We start from the raw sequence: 17,924 nt of genomic DNA on the forward strand, positions 1-17,924 counted from the left end.
AGCAGGTTATAGTCCATCTGCTCCATCAACTGCCGTTCCGAGCGGATCGAGAACAGGATCTGGAGAAGGCTCGCCCGGATCAGGCGCTCCGGCGCAATGGAGGGGCGGCCAAAGTCGGTATAGAGCGCGTCAAACTCGGCATCGAGGCTCGTCAGTGCATCGTTCACGATCTGCCGGATCTTGTGAAGCGGATGACCCACAGGGATCCGCTCCTCAAGGTCAACATAGCTGAACAGCGACTCGCTCGCTTCGTCCGTCCCACGCATCGTCACCCTCACCACCGCTGCCGTGCCGGAAGTGAATCATGTTCTCAAAACCGCGTCGAGACCGGCCTTTTTCAGCAGCCTGTTAAGATTTGGGCTGGCATTGCCCAGATATGAATGACTGAGCAACCCCATTGGAGGCCCGTCATGAAAACGCAGATTGCTGCATCCGCCTTTGCCCTCATCGCGAGCGGAGCTTACGGAGAAGCGCTGGAGCGCACCATACCCGATGCCGTCGGGCGGGTCTCTCCTGCCCTTGAAGCCTATTCCCGCGACGATCTGCTCGGGTCGGTCTGGGCGGGACCGCAACTTTCCCTGCGTGACCGCGCGCTTGTGACATTCGCCACCTTGGTGACACGTCACGAGAGCGACAACTTGGCCACTCATATCGAACTTGCGCTTGATGCCGGTGTCACCCCGGCCGAACTCTCGGAAACGGTCACCCATCTGGCCTTCTATACCGGTTGGGGCAACGCGGTCGCGGCCGCCCGGGCGATGGCGCCAATCTTCGAAGCGCGCGGGATTGCTGCGGAGAGCCTGCCGCCAGCTGATCCCGCACTGCTGCCGCTTGATCGGAACGCCGAAGACGCGCGTGAGAATTTTGTGCGCGGAACCTTCGGGGATGTGTCGATGGGCGTGGTCGACACGACGCGAGAACTGCTGTTCCGCGATCTCTGGCTCCGGCCCGATCTTGCGCCGCGCGACAGATCCATGGTGACGGTGGCGGCGCTGATCGCTACCGGGCAATCCGAACAGATGACATTCCACCTCAACCGCGCGATGGACAACGGGCTGACGCAGGAAGAAGCCGGTGCAATGCTGTCGCATCTTGCGTTCTATGCGGGCTGGCCCAAGGTTTTCTCTGCCTTGCCGGTGGCGAAACAGGTGTTCGAAAGCCGCAGCAATTAAGGGAGATGGTCTTGAAACTCGCCATTGTCGGGTCGGGCCTGATGGGGGCCAAACTCGGGCGTCTTTGGGCGCGTTGCGGTCATGAGGTGACGTTCTCTTACTCCCGCAGCCGCGCCAAGCTTGACCGGCTTGCCGCGGAAACGGGGGGCGCGGCAGGCAGCGTTGCCGATGCGGTTGCCGGGGCCGAAGCGGTTCTGTTCGCCGTGCATTGGAACCGGGTTGAAGATGCCCTGGCCCAGGCCGGAGATCTGACCGGACAGGTCGTGCTCAATTGCTGCGTGCCACTCGATGCCAGCAACACCGACCTTGTCCTCGGGCCGACGACCTCGGGGGCTGAACAGCTCGCGGTGATGCGTCCGCGGGCGCGCTGGGTTGCCTGCTTCAACACCAACCCGTCAGAGAGCTTTGAACTGGTCTATGCGCGCAAAGGGCGGGCCGAGCCTCCGCAATCGCTGATTTACGGGGATGACGCGGGGGCGAAAGCTGTCGCACGGGACTTGATCCGGGACATCGGTTTTGCCCCCTTGGAGGCAGGTGGGCTGCGAACGGGGCGCTTTGTCGAACCCTTCGCGATGGTCACCGCTGAACTTGCCTATGGTCAACCGGGAGGCCCGGCCCTGACCTATCGTTTCGAGAAATTGCGCGGCTGATGGCCGTGTCAGACACCCCCAAAGAAAGGAACTCCCAATGAAGATCATTCGTTCCGGCTCCGCCCCGTCGATGAAGGGCCCTGAAGATTGGTTCACCGGCACCGTCCGTGTCGACCCGCTGTTTCAGGCCGAGGAACCCGGCCGGACCAGCGGTGCGCATGTCACTTTCGAACCGGGCGCACGGACCGCATGGCACACCCACCCGGCAGGTCAGACCATCCTGATCACTTTCGGCCGTGGCCGCGTTCAGCGCGAAGGCGGCCCGGTTGAGGAAGTAAGCCAGGGCGATGTCGTCTGGTTCCCGGCCGAGGAAAAACACTGGCACGGTGCTTCACCCGACACCGCGATGAGCCATATCGCGATCCAGGAAAGCATCAATGGGTCGCCCGTGACCTGGCTCGAGAAGGTCGCTGACGAGGATTATAACGGCTGACCGGAAATGGCCGGGCCATGCGTTTGGCCCGGTCGTCCTCGCCAGAGGAGCCGCGCAGGTGAAGTTCTATTGAAGGCCATCCTATGCCCCGCCCCCATATCACATGCCACATGATCACCACGATCGACGGGCGCCTGCATACCGAGCGCTGGCCCCAGTCTCAAACCGAACTTCTCGCAGTCTATGACCGGGTCGCAGCGCGGATCGAAACTCAGGGCTGGATTGTCGGCCGCGTGTCGCTGGAAGGCTGGTTGCCGCACAGCGAGCCGATGCTGGACCCTGTTCCCAGTTCGCGCACGGATCTTTTTGCGAACCGCGCCGGGCGCCGGATCGGGATCATCTTCGACCGGAGTGGCAGGGTCTTGCCCGATACCGATGAACTCGAAGGAGATCATCTTGTCCTGGTGCTGTCCGGGCGGGTTTCGCAAGCGCATGTCGATCGGCTGGTGGCACGCGGGATCTCGGTTGTGTTCAGTGGACCTGAGGGCGACGACATTGAAGGCGCACTCGTGCGTATCGCCCAGACCTTCGGGATCGACCGGCTCTTGCTCGAAGGCGGTGGCACCCTGAATGGCGCCTTCCTCGCCAAGGGTCTGATCGACGCCACAAGCACGCTGGTTCTCCCCGTGATCGACGGGGCCGCAGGAACGCCTGCGATCTACGAACGACAGGGGGAGATGCCGGCCTCGGCGCTGGTGCTGACCCATGTCGAAACACTCGAAGGTGGCGTGGTCTGGCTGCGTCACACCCTCCACACTTCCTGAAGAACGTCGCAATGCCCATTACTCCCAAAGCCCCGCTTGCCATCGTGGCGCTGGCAACCCTGCTGGCGCTGGTCGTCTTTACCGTTCCGCTGACCACGCTGGACGCGATGACCGCCGACCTCGGGCTCAGCCCGGCGCAACAGGCCTGGATCATGAGCGGGATGCCGCTCGGTGCGGCTTGCGGGTTGCTGACGGCCGGGGCTCTGGGCGACACGCAGGGGCGCCGGCGCACCTTCGTGGGGGGGCTCTGGCTGACGGCCTTGGCCTCGGTTGCCGCCGCCCTGACCCATTCCGCGCCTGGCCTCATCGTGATGCGCATCGTGCAGGGGCTAGGCAGCGCCGGGATCATGGCCTGCGGGCTCGGCCTGCTGGGACAGATCTACGATGGCGAGGCGCGCCGTCGCGCCGCTGCGATCTGGGCTGCCGGCCTCGGTGCCGGTGTCGCAATCGGGCCGATCCTTGCCGCCGGCTTGTTGCCGCTGGGCGGCTGGCAAACGGGGCATTGGGCGATCGCCGTGGTCTCGGCGGCTTTGGCGCTTATGGCTTCGTCGCACCTGCCGGAAAGCCCGAGCAGCGCGCACCCGCTCGATATCCGTGGCAGCATCTGGCTGGTTCTTGGGCTTGGCTGCTTGCTGTCGACCCTGACCGAAGCGCGTCTCGGCTCCACCGGGCTGGTTTGCGCGTTGCTTGCGGCCGCGTTGGTCTTGCTGGTTCTTTTTGTGCGGGGCGAGCGCCGTGTCGCCAACCCGATCCTGCGGCTTGATCTGTTTTCGCACGCGCCCTTCACGGGGGCGACGCTTGCGGCTTTTTCCTCGGGGGCCGGGGTGCTGGCGCTGATGTCGATGGTGCCCACCGTTCTGGTACGGGGCTTGGGTCAGACGCCCTTGACCGCAGCCTTCGTTCTGCTCGCCTGGTCGGCATTCACGGCGATCTCGGCGCTCAACGCACATCTTCTGCCTGAGCAATGGGGCGCGCGCCCGCGCGTGATCGGCGCGATCGCCGGATGCACCCTGGGACAGGGGCTGATGCTTTTTGCGCTGCCGGGCGCGAACTGGATGATGCTGCTGCCCGGCTTGCTGATCGCAGGTGTCTCGAATGGCGTTCTGAACGCCGCGCTTGGCCATGAGGCTGTGCAATCGGTTCCGCTGGACCGTGCGGCTATGGGATCTGCTGCGAATAACACGGCGCGCTATCTGGGTTCCGCCCTTGGGATCGCGCTGATCTCGGTCCTGATCGCAGGGCGTGAGAATGCGCATTTTTTCACCGGCTGGCGTGACGCGGTCCTGATGACGGTTGCCTTCAGCCTCGTGGGGATGGTCGCCATGCTTTGGGTTGCGCGCATCGGAGCCCGGCGGGGAAGCGCGCTGTAGGATTTGAACGAACCCGAAAAGGGAGGCCAGGAGATATCGAACCAACAATCCGTCAAGGATCGGACTTCGCAGACTTTCGGAATCGGAAAGCCGCAGTCATTGCGAGGACGAAAGCACTTGAACTTGGGTCCACACCAAGCGCTGCGCCGGGCATCAAGTTTCTCAAGCTGAAAGAGTTGAGCGGTTTGCATCCGCGAGGCGCATGCACAAACGAAGAGGTTTCTCATGTCAAAAGAAAATCCCGTCTGGTTCGTCACCGGATGCTCCACCGGCTTCGGGCGTGAAATCGCCAAGCTTCTGCTGTCGCGCGGCTGGCCCGTGGTGATGACCGCCCGGCATATCGACAGCCTGAGTGATCTGGTCCAGGGCCACGAGGACCAGGCGCTCGCCCTGGCGCTCGACGTCACCGATCAGGCGATGATCGAAAAGGCCGTCGCCGATGCCGAAGCGCGCTTCGGGCATATCGACGTTTTGGTGAACAATGCCGGCTATGGCTATTTCTCCGCCATCGAGGAAGGCGAAGATGCCGAAATCCGCCGTCAGTTCGAAACCAACGTCTTCGGCCTGACTTCGCTGATCCGGCAGGTGCTGCCGGGGATGCGGGCGCGGCGGAAGGGCCATATCATCAACTTCTCCTCGATCGGCGGGCTGATCGCCTATCCTGCACTCGGCTATTACAACGCCACGAAATTCGCGGTCGAGGCGATCTCTGAAGCATTGGCGAAAGAGGCCGCGCCGCTTGGCATCAAGGTGACGATCATCGAACCCGGTGGCTTTCGCACCGACTGGGCCGGTCGGTCGGTCATCGAATCCGCGACGGAGATCGCGGATTACGCTGAGACCGCCGGCGCCCTGCGCCGGGGGCTCAAGGAAGGCTCGGGTCATCAGGCGGGCGACCCGGTGCGCGCCGCAGCGACAGTTGTCGCCACCTATGAGGCCGAGACACCGCCGCTGCGTCTGCTGCTGGGGGCGCAGGCCTATGGACGGGCACTGGATCGTGTCGAGGAACTGCGTAAGAACTTCGAGGACTGGAAAGACCTGACCCTGTCGACGGACTTCCCCGAGGGGGAATAGACCGTCACGCCGATGAACACACGAAAACGCCGGGCGAAATCACTTCGCCCGGCGTTTTCGGTTGTGATGGGCGGCGGTCCCTTCCCCCCTACATCTCGTAGCGGGGTTTCTTGTAAAGCGTCGCCGGATCGGCCTAGGCGATATCCGGCTGGTAGACGTCTTCGTTCCAGCACGCCGGCGCGATCTCCTCGATGGCGACCGACACCGGATCGGCGCCGTAGTCGAGGATTTTCATCACATTGGCGGTGATGGCCTCTGCCAGGCGCGTTTTCTGATCCTCGGTCTTGCCGGGCCAGACTTTGACGATGACATGGGGCATGGGGAATTTCCTTTCCATGGATGGCGGAACCCGCTGCCGGCTCCCGCCCCTGCGCACCTCGTGCCTCTGCTCAGAGGAAAGCGCCGTTGTCGACCTGGATGACCTGACCCGTTACCGCCTTGCCCATCTCGCTGGCGAGATAGAGCGCGGCATAGGCCTGATCGCGCGGTTCGGTCATCGGCACGGTGGTGTTGACGTATTTGTCCGAGAATTCGAGCATCACGTCGCCGCCTTCCTGTTCCCCCGCCGCCCAGGCGCGCGCGGCATCGGTGTCGGTGACCCCCGGCGCGATGGCGTTACAGCGGATCTTCGTGCCCGACAGGCGGATCGCGATGTTCTTGGTCATCGTGTTCAGCCCACCCTTGGTCGAGGTATAGGCGACGCCGCAGATCGGCAGCGTGCCGTTGACCGAGGAGACGTTGATGATCCGCCCCTCGTCGCGCGGCATGAAATGCTTCACCGCCTCGCGGCAGAAGCGGAAGGGGCCGGCGAGGTTCAGTTCGACGATCTTGGCGAAATGGTCGTCCGAGGCTTCCTCGATCGCCACCATGTCGCCGGAGCCCGCGTTGTTGACCAGGATGTCGACCTGGCCATAGGCCGCGATCGCCTCGGCAAAGACGCGTGCGGGCGCGGCGGGGTCGGAGGAATCGGCGACGAGACCCATCGCCCTGCCGCCCTTGGCGATGATGTCGGCGACCACCTCGTCGAGCAGATCCTTGCCCCGCGCGGTCAGGACGACATTCGCGCCCTCTTCCGCGAAGAGCTCGGCAATCGCCAGACCGATCCCCTTGCTGGCGCCGGTCACGATCGCCGTCTTTCCTTCGAGCAGCTTGTGCATAGCCTTGATCCTTCTGTGGTGTTGGGAGACCCGGCGCTCCGGCGGCGTCCGGGCTGGGGTCAGCGTGGGGTCACGCGGACCGTTGCGGCGCGGCTGCGTTGAGAGATCATCGGCGCCAGATAGGAGCTGTTGGCGTATTTCGCCTTGTAGGCCGCATCGACCTGGTCGTTGAGCGCGCCTTCGACCGGCGCAAAGCCGACCTCGTAGCTCGCTCCAGCCACCGAGATCCGGCCCGCCTTCTGGCGCATCGCGGCCTGGTACCAGCGCGAGGCCGTGCCGTTATAGGCGCGGACGTAGAGCGCGCCGTCGACGACCACCGACCAGATCCAGGTCGGGGTGCCATAGGTGACCCCATCCTCGCGAAACGGAGAAATCCTCAGGTCGTCCGCCTTGGCGATCCGCTCCAATTGGTCCTCGGTCCATGCCATGACGCTTCTCCCGTTGTCGTTTCCGAAACCCCGGCGCCAGCCCCGCGCCGCTGGCCAAGGATATAGCCGACGAGAGCGGCGCGATTAGAGCGGCGATGCGACTGACACTCATGACGGTCATTCATGAGAGGCCGATCGACCGGTGGCACCGAGAGGCAGAAGCGCGGGGGAGAGGCGGGATGTCGCCCGTTGCCAGCGCCCGCTCTGGGGCCCTGCCGGTCGTTATATGATGCCGGCTCATCAGTCTTTGCAGTTTTGAAAGCATAGTTCAGGACCCGTCGGCGGCCTACATGTCGCGGACGCAGACAGTCTGCTACCCGGGACGACCGGAGCATCCGGCTGCGGCACCTTCTCCTGTCCGTCTCCCGACGGATGGCTCACCAAGATCAACCGCAGCACGGAAGACGCGTGGCCCGCGGGGCCACGGCAGGGGCCGCCCGCTTTCATCATGCACGCGGCAGAGGACTAGATCGAACGATATGAACGCCCCTACCACCACTACGACAGCCACATCCTCCGCCTTGCCGCTGCTCGCGCTTGGCATCGGCGCCTTCGGGATCGGCACCACCGAATTCGCGCCGATGGGGCTGTTGCCTGCCATCGCCGCGGGTACCGGGATTTCGATCCCGGCGGCGGGCCAACTGGTGACCGCCTACGCGCTCGGCGTGATGCTTAGCGCCCCGGTGATGACCCTGATCATGTCGCGCGTCGACAGGAAGGCCGCGTTGATGGCGCTGATGGGTGTCCTCGTGCTGGGCAACCTGATCTCGGCGCTGGCGCCCGGCTATTGGACGCTTTTCGCGGGGCGGCTGATCACCAGCCTGTGCCAGGGCGCCTTCTTCGGCATCGGCGCGGTGGTGGCGACCAACCTCGTTGCGCCCGAGCGGCGGGCCAGCGCCGTCGCCACCATGTTCATGGGTCTCAGCATCGCCAATATCGGCGGCGTACCGGCCTCGGCCTGGCTGGGGGCGCATGTCGGCTGGCGCATGGCTTTCGGCGCCTCTGTCGGGATCGGCCTCGTCGCGATCGCCGCGCTCGCGCTGGCGCTGCCAAAGGAAGCGCCAGGCCCGCGTCCGAACGCCCGGACCGAACTGCGCGCGCTGCTGCATCCGCGCATGGCGATCACGCTTGTCGCGACGGTGACGTTCGCGGGTGGCTTCTTCGCGGTATATACCTATGTCGCCCCGCTTCTGCATGAGTTGGCCGGAGCGAACGACAGCTTCGTCATCCTGGTGCTCGCGCTGATCGGGCTGGGGCTGACCTTCGGCAACTGGTTCGGCGGGCGCCTCGCCGACTGGTCGATCGACAAGGGGGCCCGCCTCGCGATGCTGGCGCTGGCAATCTCGTCGCTATTGCTGCCGGTCCTGGCCATTTCCGCACCCGGCGCGGTGATCGGCTTCGTGCTCTGGGCGGTGGCGGCCTTTACCTGCGTGCCGGCGCTTCAGGTCCGCGCCATGCAGGCGGCCTCCGGCGCGCCGGGGCTTGCCGCCTCGTTCAATATCGCCGCCTTCAACCTGGGCAATGCGGTGGGCGCCGGCGTCGGCGGCGCGACCATCGGCTGGGGCCTGGGCTATGCGTCCGTGCCGGTGGCCGGCGGGCTTATCGTCCTGCTGGGCCTGGCGACCCTGTGGGGACGCAGACCGGCGATCTGAGCCGGCCTCGGACCTAGAATGGGCATCACCGGAGCGTGGGTGACCGGACTGCCTCTGCACATAGACCGCCGTTCAGGGCGAAGAACGATGAACCAGAGGCTGACCGGGAGGGCAAAGACATCGTGCCTCACCTCTCACACAAGCAGGTTCATTGGACCACCGGGTGCCCGCGGATCGGTTGCGCTGATAGCGGCCTTCGTTTCCGGCTCGTGCCGCAGATTCCGGGGGGAGCTCTCGCCGGCGATCGACATCCACGCCCGCGCTTCGCAAACCTTGGCACTGCCGCATTGGCTGCGGCACGACGCTGAGGGACTGGCTTGTCCGAGCGGCCGGCTTCGTCGCCCGCCGGCGACTTTCATGAGAAGGATTCATGGGTGATTTTCATTATCCCGCGATTATCCCGAAGGCCCGGCCAGGTTATATTCCGGTCCATGGAGCCCGACCCGCTGTGCTTGACCGGCAAAAAATATAGCTCCGGGTTTTGACGCGTCTTCTGGTTCAGCCGCGGCGCGGATCGACAGACATGACAAAGCCGGCACGAAGCCCGGCCCGGAAAACTTCAGTAGGAAAGAGACACAGATGATCCTCGAAGAAACATACACCCTCTCCAATGGCGTCGAGATCCCCAAGCTCGGGCTCGGCACCTGGATGATCGAAGACGCCGTCGTCGCCGACGCCGTGAAGGCGGCCATCGACCTCGGCTACCGCCACATCGACACCGCGCAGGCCTATGGCAACGAGCGCGGCGTGGGCGAAGGCATCCGCAAGAGCGGCATCGCGCGCGACAAGCTGTTCCTGCAGACCAAGCTTGCCGCGGAAATCAAGGACTACGAGGGCGCCAAGGCGGCCATCGACGGTTCGCTGGCGACGCTCGGGCTGGACTATATCGACCTGATGATCATCCACAGCCCGAAACCCTGGGCCGATTTCGCCGGCGACGACCGCTTCTTCGAAGGCAACCTCGCCGCCTGGAGGGCGCTGGAAGAGGCCTATGAAGCGGGCAAGATCCGTTCGATCGGCGTGTCGAACTTCCAGAAGGAAGACCTCGACAACCTGCTCGACAATGCCCGGATCAAGCCGATGGTCGACCAGATTCTCGCGCATGTCAGCAACACGCCCTTCGAGCTGATCGACTATGCAACCGGCAAGGGGCTGCTGGTCGAAGCCTATTCGCCCATCGCACATGGCAAGATCCTCGACAATGCCGAAATCGGCGCGATGGCAGCGAAATACGGTGTGACCGTTCCGCAGCTCTGCATCCGCTACGTGCTGCAGCTCGGGATGGTGGTGCTGCCGAAGACCGGCAACCCTGCCCACATGAAAAGCAACGCGGACGTCGATTTCGTGATTTCCGACGCCGACATGGACGCGCTGAAGACCATCGAGCCGATCAAGGACTATGGTGACGCGAGCATCTTCCCGGTCTACGCCAAGAGCTGATCTGGCAAGCGTCGGATAGATCAAGACAGGCGTTGCACGGATGACGCGGCGCCTGTCTGCCCGTCCCGCTTCGGGGCGGTTTGTGACGAGTATTCAGGCTTTTTGCCGACCGGCCTTGTGCCGATCTTGAAAAGTTCCCGTTCCAGGACTGCCGGGGCCCGACCCTGGAGGCTTTTCAAATTCCTCTCGGGGTCGATCCAATCGCTGTTGCATCGGAGAAGACGCGACGAACCCCATGGAAGACTGTGGAGGACATATTATGAATGCCAATCTCCTGCCCGGTGCGCTGCTTTTGACCAGTGCGCTCATAGCCACGCCTGCCTTGGCGGCGGACTGTGCCGCGCTGGCCGGTCTGACCCTTTATGGCGTGGATATTGCGACCGCCGAAGAACAGCCGGCCCAGACCCTGCCGCCCGATCCGATGGGCGCCATGACCGGCGGTTCGCCCCACCCCGTGGAGGTCGAGGCGCATTGCCTTGTCGAGGGCAAGATCGACGATCGCGAAGGCGTGAACGGCCGCTATGGCATCCGCTTCCAGATGCGTCTGCCGAATGACTGGAACGGGCGTTTCCTGTTCCAGGGCGGCGGCGGCAGCGACGGCTTCATCGCGCCCGCCACCGGCAGCGTCCCCACACTCGGGACCACGGCGACCCCGGCCCTGCGGCGGGGCTATGCGGTGGTCAGCATGGACGGCGGTCATGACGGGCTGGATGCGGGCTTCGCCCATGATCAGCAGGCAAGGCTCGACCTCGCCTATGCGGCGATCGGCAAGGTCACCGCGGTGGCCAAGGCGCTGATCCGGGAGCGCTATGGACGCGCGCCCGACGCCTCCTTCTTCATGGGATGTTCCAACGGGGGTCGCGAGGCAATGATGGCCGCGCAGCGCTTCCCGACCGAATTCGACGGGATCGTGGCCGGCAATCCCGGCTTTCGCCTGTCGCGGGCGGCATTAGCGCAAGCCTGGGACGTGGCACAGCTGATGCCCCTCGCGCCCGGCGGTGAGCTGTCGAAGGCACTGACGCAGGCGGATCTGGACATAGTCTCGGCAGAGGTCCTGAAGCAATGCGATGCGCTGGACGGTGTCGAGGACGGTATTGTCGCCGCCCCTTGCGCCTTCGATAGCGACCGCCTGCGCGGCAGGATCGCCGACGACAAGCTCGCCGCGCTGCTGGCCGTGATGGGCGGGCCAAAGGGGGCCGACGGCACCGCGCTCTACAGTGACTGGCCGTGGGATCCCGGCATGTCCAGCCCCGGCTGGCGGGCGTGGAAGCTGGGCTCCGAAGACGTTCCGGCGCTGAGCCTTTCGCTTGGCCGGCCCTCGCTCATGACCCTCTTCATGACACCGCCGCAGAGCTCCCTGCCTGCAGTGCCGGATTTCGATGCGCTGGCGCGGAACGTCAGTTCGGTCGGTGGCTATTTCGACGCCGACGAGACCTTTCTTTCCACCTTCGCGCAGCGGGGCGGCAAGCTGGTGCTTTTTCAGGGGATGGCCGACCCGGTGTTCTCTGCCAACGATCTTGCGCAGTGGTACGAAGAGACCTCGGCGAATACCGGCCCCGATGTGGCGCGGCTCTTCATGGTGCCCGGCATGACCCATTGCGGCGGCGGCCCCGCCTTCGAGGATTTCGATCCTTTGACCGCTCTGGAGGCTTGGGTCGAGACCGGAACGGCGCCCGAGGCGATGCCCGCCACGGCGCCCTCGTTGCCCGGTCGCGCGATGCCGCTCTGCGCCTACCCGGCGCATGCGCAATACACCGGCGGCGATCTGACCTCGGCCGACAGCTTCACCTGCGTCACGCGGTAAGCCATCGGCCGAGGCGGTTTTATCTCAGCGCGGCCTGGCCGGATCGGGCCGTTTCGACCTGGCCGGCATCCACCTTGCCCTCGGTGTCGCCGAAATGGGACAGGACATAGTTGGCAACGGCGGCCACGTCGGCGTTGGAGTAGGACCGTGCGAATCCCGGCATGAACTGGTGTCGTCCCTGCACGGTGATCTCGGTCCCGTTCAGCAGAACCTGAACGAGTGCGGTGCCCGACGGGTCGTTGACGGCACGGCTGCCGGAGAGCGCGGCGAAATCGGTTTGCCGGCCGACACCGTTATACTGGTGGCACCCGGCGCAATCCCCCTGAAACAGGCGCTCGCCCCGCAGATAGGCGGGGTTGTCGCCCCCCGAGCGCAGGGGAGTCGATGCCGCGACGGCCGCCGGGTCGATATTGACCGCGACATTGTCTTCCCCGGTCGCCGGTTCGACCTTGCGCATATAGGCGACCAGCGCGTCGATGTCGGATTCCGAGAGATTCTGAAGGCTGTATTCCACCACCTCGGCCATCGGGCCGGCGGCCGAGCTGCGCCCAGGCGCATGGCCGCGCCAGAGATAGCCCTTGAGCTGCGCGTCGGTCCAGCCGCCGACGCCATAGGTGGTGTCGGAGGTGGTGTTATAGGCCTTCCACCCCTCCACCTCGGTTCCGGCGAGATAGTCGCGCGACTGCATGGCGAAACCGATGTTGCGCGGCGTGTGGCATTCGCCGCAATGGCCAAGCGCGGTGGCAAGGTATTCGCCCCGATTGACCTGCTGGCTGGCCCCTGGATCGGGCCGGAACCGTTCCTCGCGGAAGAAAGCCGCGTTCCAGAAAGCCATGCCCCAACGTTGATCGAAGGGAAAATCCAGATCGCTTTTCGGTGTGACGGCGTGGACCGGCGTCAACGTCATCAGGAAATCGCGGATCACCAGCACGTCATCGCGGCTGAGCTTGGCATAAGAGGTGTAGGGCATCGCCGGATAAAGATGCCCCTGAGAGCCCACGCCTTCGCGCACGGCGCGGACGAAGTCATCCGCGCTCAACGCGCCGATGCCGGTCTCGTCGTCCGGCGTCAGGTTGGTGGCGTAGATCGTGCCGAAGGGCAGATGGAAGGGCAACCCTCCGGCATAGGGCTCGCCGCCCTTGGCGGTGTGGCAAGCCACGCAATCCGCAGCCTTGGCAAGATATTCTCCGCGCGACATGCCGGCGGGCATGTCCGCGGGCAGGCCCGCGAAGGGCGGTTCGGGTTCCGGGCCGGTCGGGGCCAGCCAGCCCCATGCCAGCAGCCCCCCTGCGGCAATCACGCAAAGGACGGCCAGCACTGCGACCAGTCGAAGTAGCTTCATTTCCAGGTTCCTTGGTCTTGGCTCAGGTCAGGCTTACGGAATCGCCGAGCGGCAGGGTCCGGGCGTAGCTGCCGATCAGGGCGGCAAGGGCATTGAGGACCGCGGGCCCGATGGGCGGCACGCCCGGCTCTCCGACACCGGTCGGCGCTTCGCCCGAGGGCACGATATGAACCTCGGTCACGGGCATCGCGTTCATCCGCAGCACCGGGTAGTCGTGGAAGTTCGACTGCTGGATCTGCCCGTCCTCCAGCGTGATTTCCTGACGCAGGAACGACAGGCCGAAGCCGATGCCGCCCTCCATCTGGGCCTTCACAATATCGGGGTTGATGGCATAGCCACAGTCCACCGCGCAGACCACGCGATCGACCGTATAGGAACCGTCGGCGTGCAGCGTCAGCTCGGCGACCTGCGCCACCACTGTGCCGAAGCTTTCGCGCACCGCGATCCCGCGCGCACGGCGGTCCCCGTCGGCACCCGGCGCCAGCGGCGTGCCCCAGCCCGCCTTGTCGGCGGCCAGTTTCAGCGTCGCCTGCTGGCGCGGATGGTCGGACAGCAGATCGTAGCGATACTCATAGGCATCGCGGCCCACAAGTCGCGCCGCCTCGTCGATGATCGTCTCGCCCACCACGTTGGTGTGGGTGTGCCCGACCGACCGCATCCACTGCACCGGCAGGCGCTGATCGTTGGCCAGGTGCTGGTCGACCAGCAGCGCACCCGTGCGATAGGCGAAGTCGGACGCCCCCTCGACCAACAGCGCATCGGTACCGCCTTCGGGCACAGGGAAGAACGATTGCCCCACCGCGCGCCATTGCAGCGATCCGATCTCGCCATCGGAACGAAGCACCAGCCGCACCTTATGCACCGTCGCCGGGCGATATTGCAGCGCCTGGGTATCGTCTTCGCGCAGCCAGACCATTTTCACCGGGCCGGTATGGCCCTGTTCGCGCGCGGCGCGGGCGATGGCCAACGCTTCCAGAACGTAATCCGAGAACGGATTGGCGCGCCGGCCAAAGCTGCCGCCCGCATAGAGCTGGTTGATCGTGACTTGACCGGGCTCGATACCCATCGCCGCGGCGATGGCGCCCTGATCGGCGGTGTGCCATTGCTCGCCGTTCCAGACCTCGACTCCGTCCTCGCGGATATGGACGACGCAGTTCATCGGCTCCATCGCCGCATGGGCGAGGAAGGGTTGTTCGAAGGTCGCCTCGATCACGTGGCCGCCCTCGGGGACCTTGTCCAGGATTGTGCCCTTCTCGACCGAGACATTGCCTGGCTGTTCGGCAAGCGCCCGGTACCGTTCGAAGATCTGTGCAGTGGAGGTCGTCAAGCCCAGGGATTCGTCCCAGTCGATGTCCAGGGCGTCACGCCCCTGCGCGGCAACCCAGGTGTTGCGCGCCAGAACCGCCACACCACCCTGATAGGCGGCCCCGGCCGGCACCTCGACGACATATTGCACGCCGGGGATCTCCAGCGCGGCTGCAGCATCGACACTGCGCACCGTCGACCAGAGCCGCGGCGGATGGGCGATCACTGCCACCAGCATGTTGTCGAGCTTGATGTCCTGCGTGTAGATCGCGCTGCCATTGACCTTCGCCGGCACGTCGACCCGAGGGAAATGCCCCCCGATCAGACGGAACTCCGACGGGTCCTTGACCGTGACCTGTCGCGGAACGGTCAGGGTCGTGGCCGTGGCCACGAAGGCGCCGAACCCGTCTTCCCGCCCGCTGGCGGCATGGCGGATGCGCCCGGCCTCGACGCTCAGCTCGGCGGCATCGACATCCCAGTCCCGCGCCGCAGCGGAAAGCAGCATGGCGCGCGCACCGGCCGCGGCCTGGCGCATCTGGTTCCAGGCGCCGGCCATGGCCGAACTGCCACCGGTGCCTTGCACGGCAAAACCGATCGAGGCGAGAAAGGGGTTGGTGTAGCGGCTGGCATCGGCCGGCGCCGCCTCGACGCGGACCTGCGCCGGATCGGCATCAAGCTCATCGGCAGCGAGGGTCGCGAGACCGGTGAAGGTTCCCTGCCCCATCTCGAGATAGGAGGAAACCACCGTCACCTGACCATCGGTATCGATGCGGATGAAGGCGTTGGGTTCGAAAAGGCTGGCAGCGTCCGCTGCCTTGTCGGCGAGTTCCTGGGCGAGGGCCAGGCGCCCGCCGGTACCCACGGCAAGGGCAAAACTGCCGGCGCCGATGCCGGCCAGCAGCTGGCGGCGGCTCAGGGCGAAGCTGGTGCTGGAATGGTGTCGGGTCATGGTATCCTCACGCGCGCAGAGTTTCGGCGGCCCTGTGGATGGCGGCCCGGATGCGGGAATAGGTGGCACAACGGCAGATGTTGCCGCTCATCGCGGCGTCGATGTCCGCATCGGTCGGCTCGATTGTCTCGGCCAGCAAGGCCATGGCCTGCATGATCTGACCGGACTGGCAGTACCCGCATTGCGGGACCTGGTTCTCGACCCAAGCCGCCTGCAGCGCGGCGCCGATGCGGTCTTGCTCAGCCGCTTCGATGGTGGTGATGTCCTGGCCTGTCACCGAGCCGACAGGCGTCTGGCAGGATCGCACGGGTTCGCCGTCCACTTGGACGGTACAGGCGCCGCACATCGCGATCCCGCAACCGAACTTGGTGCCGGTCATCCCGGCTTCGTCCCGCAGGAACCACAGCAGTGGCATCTCGGGGTCGCCGTCGAACTGCACGGCACGGCCATTGATAGTAAGGTCGATCATGGTCGAGACCTTTCAAATTGAAATAATAGACCAAGACGCAGGTCACACGGATACGCCGCGACGAACGATCGCGCGCGGCGTGGCGAAGCCTGAGCTCTGAAGGTCTCTAACTAGCGTTCTGAACGCTGAGGATTAGCGCCTTTGCGACATATGCAGACATGAGCTTGTCTCATGAATTGCCGCGTCGCCGGCAGCGAGGCTATTTCTATGACTGACCCAGGTCTTTGTGAAGCTGAGGCGAACCTATTCTAACTAATGAAGAATACTCATTTCAAATATTTCAAACGGAGCATAGTAGGCGTCAATGACAACGGTATTCATTCGCATACCGACGGGCATAACCGCCCAATACGGATAGAAGATCGCAATCGGGCGGTTGATGCATGGTGTGCCTGCATGCCCTCTCAGGGGTTCAAAACAGACCATACGTCCCGAAAGGGACCTGGTTGCTGACCTCGATGGCTTCGCCAATGCCGGATCGTCCTGCCGCGCGCCGCAGAAAACTCGGTCATATCGAAAGGAAGTTACGTCATGAAAGCATCTGTCATCACCGAAGTGGGCAAACCGTTCATGGTCGTCGAGATGGAGATCGCGGATCCCATTGGCGCCGAGGTCGCATTCGACGTCAAGGCATCGGGCCTGTGCCACACCGATCTCCATTTCGCGACCACAGATTTCGGCCACCAGATGCCCGCGCTTTTCGGGCATGAGATCTCGGGTGTGGTCACCGCCATCGGTCCCGATGTCACCACCATTGCCGTGGGCGATCATGTGGTGGCCTGCCTGGTGCAATTCTGCGGTAAGTGCGAGAAATGCCTCTCGGGCAAGACCTACGAGTGCAAGCACCCCGAAGCGACCATGCGCAAGGAGGGCCAGCCGCCGCGGATCACGATGGACGGCCAGCCGGTCAACCAGGTGATGGGGGTTGGCGGCTTCGCCGAGAAGGCCTTGATGCACGAAAATCAGCTTGCCGTCGTGAACAAGCAGATCCCCTTTGCGCAAGCTTCGCTGATCGGCTGCGCCGTGGTGACGGGCGCCGGTTCGGCCATCCATGCCGCCAAGGTGGCCGTGGGTGACTCCGTCGCCATCATCGGCACCGGTGGCGTCGGGCTCAACACGATCAGCGGCGCCCGCCTCGCCGGCGCCCGTCGCATCATCGCCATAGACATCGACGACGAGAAGCTGGAAGCCGCGAAGAAATTCGGCGCGACCGATGTGGTCAACTCGAAGACAGTCGACCCGATCCAGGCGGTCAAGGACCTGACCGGTGGCGGTGTCGATCACGCCTTCGAGGTGATCGGTATGGCGATGACCCAGAAACAGGCCGTCGAGATGTGCGGCATGGGCGGGCAGGCCTATTTCATCGGTCTGGCCAAGCCCGGCACGACGATCGAGCTCGATACCTCGTTGCAGGCGCTGCTGGACCAGAAGGGCGTTCATGGTGTGCTGATGGGGTCGGTCAACCTCAAGGCCGACATCCCGATGTATGCGGACTTCTATGTTCAGGGCCGCCTTGTGCTGGACGATCTCGTCACGCAGGAGATCAACATCTCCGAAATCAACGAGGCTTACGACGCGCTGACCAAAGGCGGCATCATCCGTTCGGTTATCACCTCCTTCTGATCGCCGCCAACTCGATCGGGCGCGGGCGCAACGGCAGTCATCTGTCGTCGCCTGCGCCGTTAACTTCCGGTGTTTTGCAAGCCTCTGCGGCTCCTGACAACACACCGATCTTCAGTTGAACAGCCTGTCCCGTGCGCTCCATCCCGAGTTCGCTGGTGAGAAAAGACAAAGGGCGAAGCCTTGATGCTTCGCCCTTCTTCTATAGTGCCCCGGAACAACCGCCCTCTGACCTTGAGGATTGGCAGGCGCCCCAGAATTGACTGGAACGCCCATGGTTGACCCCGTGGGTGGG

17 protein-coding genes are annotated in these 17,924 nt (G+C 64.5%); 10 read left to right on the plus strand and 7 right to left on the minus strand.

Annotated features, from left to right (window positions below):
• Window positions 1-266, minus strand: a 266-nt coding sequence (locus G455_RS0119790) for a transposase (RefSeq protein WP_028092298.1), incomplete at its 3' end; no start/stop codon positions are given.
• A 144-nt stretch (window positions 267-410) separates the two neighbouring features.
• Here G455_RS0119790 and G455_RS0119795 point away from each other — a divergent pair.
• From G455_RS0119795 to G455_RS0119820, 6 genes are all read left to right on the plus strand, one after another.
• Window positions 411-1,172 carry a carboxymuconolactone decarboxylase family protein gene (locus tag G455_RS0119795; RefSeq protein WP_028095275.1) on the plus strand — a complete coding sequence of 254 codons (762 nt, stop codon included), beginning with the start codon at window positions 411-413 and terminating at the stop codon, window positions 1,170-1,172.
• Window positions 1,173-1,183: 11 nt separating this feature from the next.
• On the plus strand, window positions 1,184-1,822 hold the full coding sequence (locus G455_RS0119800) for an NADPH-dependent F420 reductase (RefSeq protein ID WP_028095276.1): 639 nt from the start codon (window positions 1,184-1,186) through the stop codon (window positions 1,820-1,822).
• A 37-nt stretch (window positions 1,823-1,859) separates the two neighbouring features.
• Window positions 1,860-2,255, plus strand: coding sequence for a (R)-mandelonitrile lyase (locus G455_RS0119805; protein WP_028095277.1), 396 nt, complete (start codon window positions 1,860-1,862; stop codon window positions 2,253-2,255).
• Between the two features lie 83 nt (window positions 2,256-2,338).
• The gene (locus G455_RS0119810; protein ID WP_028095278.1) at window positions 2,339-3,019 is read left to right on the plus strand and encodes a dihydrofolate reductase family protein; all 681 of its coding nucleotides are present in this window, start codon (window positions 2,339-2,341) and stop codon (window positions 3,017-3,019) included.
• Between the two features lie 11 nt (window positions 3,020-3,030).
• A complete protein-coding gene (locus tag G455_RS24790) occupies window positions 3,031-4,389 on the plus strand; it encodes an MFS transporter (protein WP_051312649.1) in 1,359 nt (452 codons plus the stop codon).
• A 225-nt stretch (window positions 4,390-4,614) separates the two neighbouring features.
• Window positions 4,615-5,463 carry an oxidoreductase gene (locus tag G455_RS0119820; protein ID WP_028095279.1) on the plus strand — a complete coding sequence of 283 codons (849 nt, stop codon included), beginning with the start codon at window positions 4,615-4,617 and terminating at the stop codon, window positions 5,461-5,463.
• A gap of 133 nt (window positions 5,464-5,596) precedes the next feature.
• Here the strand turns inward: G455_RS0119820 and G455_RS24795 are convergent, their stop codons facing one another.
• The 3 genes from G455_RS24795 to G455_RS0119835 form a co-directional block, all read right to left on the minus strand.
• Window positions 5,597-5,782 carry a tautomerase family protein gene (locus G455_RS24795; RefSeq protein WP_051312650.1) on the minus strand — a complete coding sequence of 62 codons (186 nt, stop codon included), beginning with the start codon at window positions 5,780-5,782 and terminating at the stop codon, window positions 5,597-5,599.
• Between the two features lie 70 nt (window positions 5,783-5,852).
• Window positions 5,853-6,620: an SDR family NAD(P)-dependent oxidoreductase gene (locus G455_RS0119830; protein WP_028095280.1), complete on the minus strand. Its 768-nt coding sequence runs from the start codon at window positions 6,618-6,620 to the stop codon at window positions 5,853-5,855.
• Between the two features lie 59 nt (window positions 6,621-6,679).
• The gene (locus tag G455_RS0119835) at window positions 6,680-7,048 is read right to left on the minus strand and encodes a DUF2255 family protein (RefSeq protein ID WP_028095281.1); all 369 of its coding nucleotides are present in this window, start codon (window positions 7,046-7,048) and stop codon (window positions 6,680-6,682) included.
• A gap of 479 nt (window positions 7,049-7,527) precedes the next feature.
• Between G455_RS0119835 and G455_RS0119840 the strand changes: the two genes are divergently transcribed.
• The 3 genes from G455_RS0119840 (at window position 7,528) to G455_RS0119850 (ending at window position 11,944) form a co-directional block, all read left to right on the plus strand.
• Window positions 7,528-8,700, plus strand: coding sequence for an MFS transporter (locus G455_RS0119840; RefSeq protein WP_028095282.1), 1,173 nt, complete (start codon window positions 7,528-7,530; stop codon window positions 8,698-8,700).
• Window positions 8,701-9,279: 579 nt separating this feature from the next.
• Entirely contained in the window at window positions 9,280-10,140 is an 861-nt protein-coding gene (locus tag G455_RS0119845; RefSeq protein WP_028095283.1) for an aldo/keto reductase, read from the plus strand.
• Window positions 10,141-10,399: 259 nt separating this feature from the next.
• Entirely contained in the window at window positions 10,400-11,944 is a 1,545-nt protein-coding gene (locus tag G455_RS0119850; RefSeq protein ID WP_035367084.1) for a tannase/feruloyl esterase family alpha/beta hydrolase, read from the plus strand.
• A gap of 19 nt (window positions 11,945-11,963) precedes the next feature.
• Here G455_RS0119850 and G455_RS0119855 read toward each other — a convergent pair whose 3' ends face one another.
• The 3 genes from G455_RS0119855 to G455_RS0119865 are packed head-to-tail and all read right to left on the minus strand — an operon-like array spanning window position 11,964 to window position 16,009.
• Window positions 11,964-13,286 (minus strand): c-type cytochrome, encoded by a 1,323-nt coding sequence (locus tag G455_RS0119855; protein ID WP_028095285.1) that lies wholly within the window; start codon window positions 13,284-13,286, stop codon window positions 11,964-11,966.
• 22 nt (window positions 13,287-13,308) lie between these two features.
• Window positions 13,309-15,540: a xanthine dehydrogenase family protein molybdopterin-binding subunit gene (locus G455_RS0119860; protein WP_028095286.1), complete on the minus strand. Its 2,232-nt coding sequence runs from the start codon at window positions 15,538-15,540 to the stop codon at window positions 13,309-13,311.
• Window positions 15,541-15,547: 7 nt separating this feature from the next.
• A complete protein-coding gene (locus tag G455_RS0119865) occupies window positions 15,548-16,009 on the minus strand; it encodes a (2Fe-2S)-binding protein (protein ID WP_028095287.1) in 462 nt (153 codons plus the stop codon).
• A 531-nt stretch (window positions 16,010-16,540) separates the two neighbouring features.
• Between G455_RS0119865 and G455_RS0119870 the strand changes: the two genes are divergently transcribed.
• On the plus strand, window positions 16,541-17,632 hold the full coding sequence (locus G455_RS0119870) for a zinc-binding dehydrogenase (RefSeq protein ID WP_028095288.1): 1,092 nt from the start codon (window positions 16,541-16,543) through the stop codon (window positions 17,630-17,632).
• The last annotated feature ends 292 nt before the right edge of the window (window positions 17,633-17,924 follow it).

Source organism: Pseudodonghicola xiamenensis DSM 18339, assembly GCF_000429365.1.
GTDB lineage: Bacteria > Pseudomonadota > Alphaproteobacteria > Rhodobacterales > Rhodobacteraceae > Pseudodonghicola > Pseudodonghicola xiamenensis.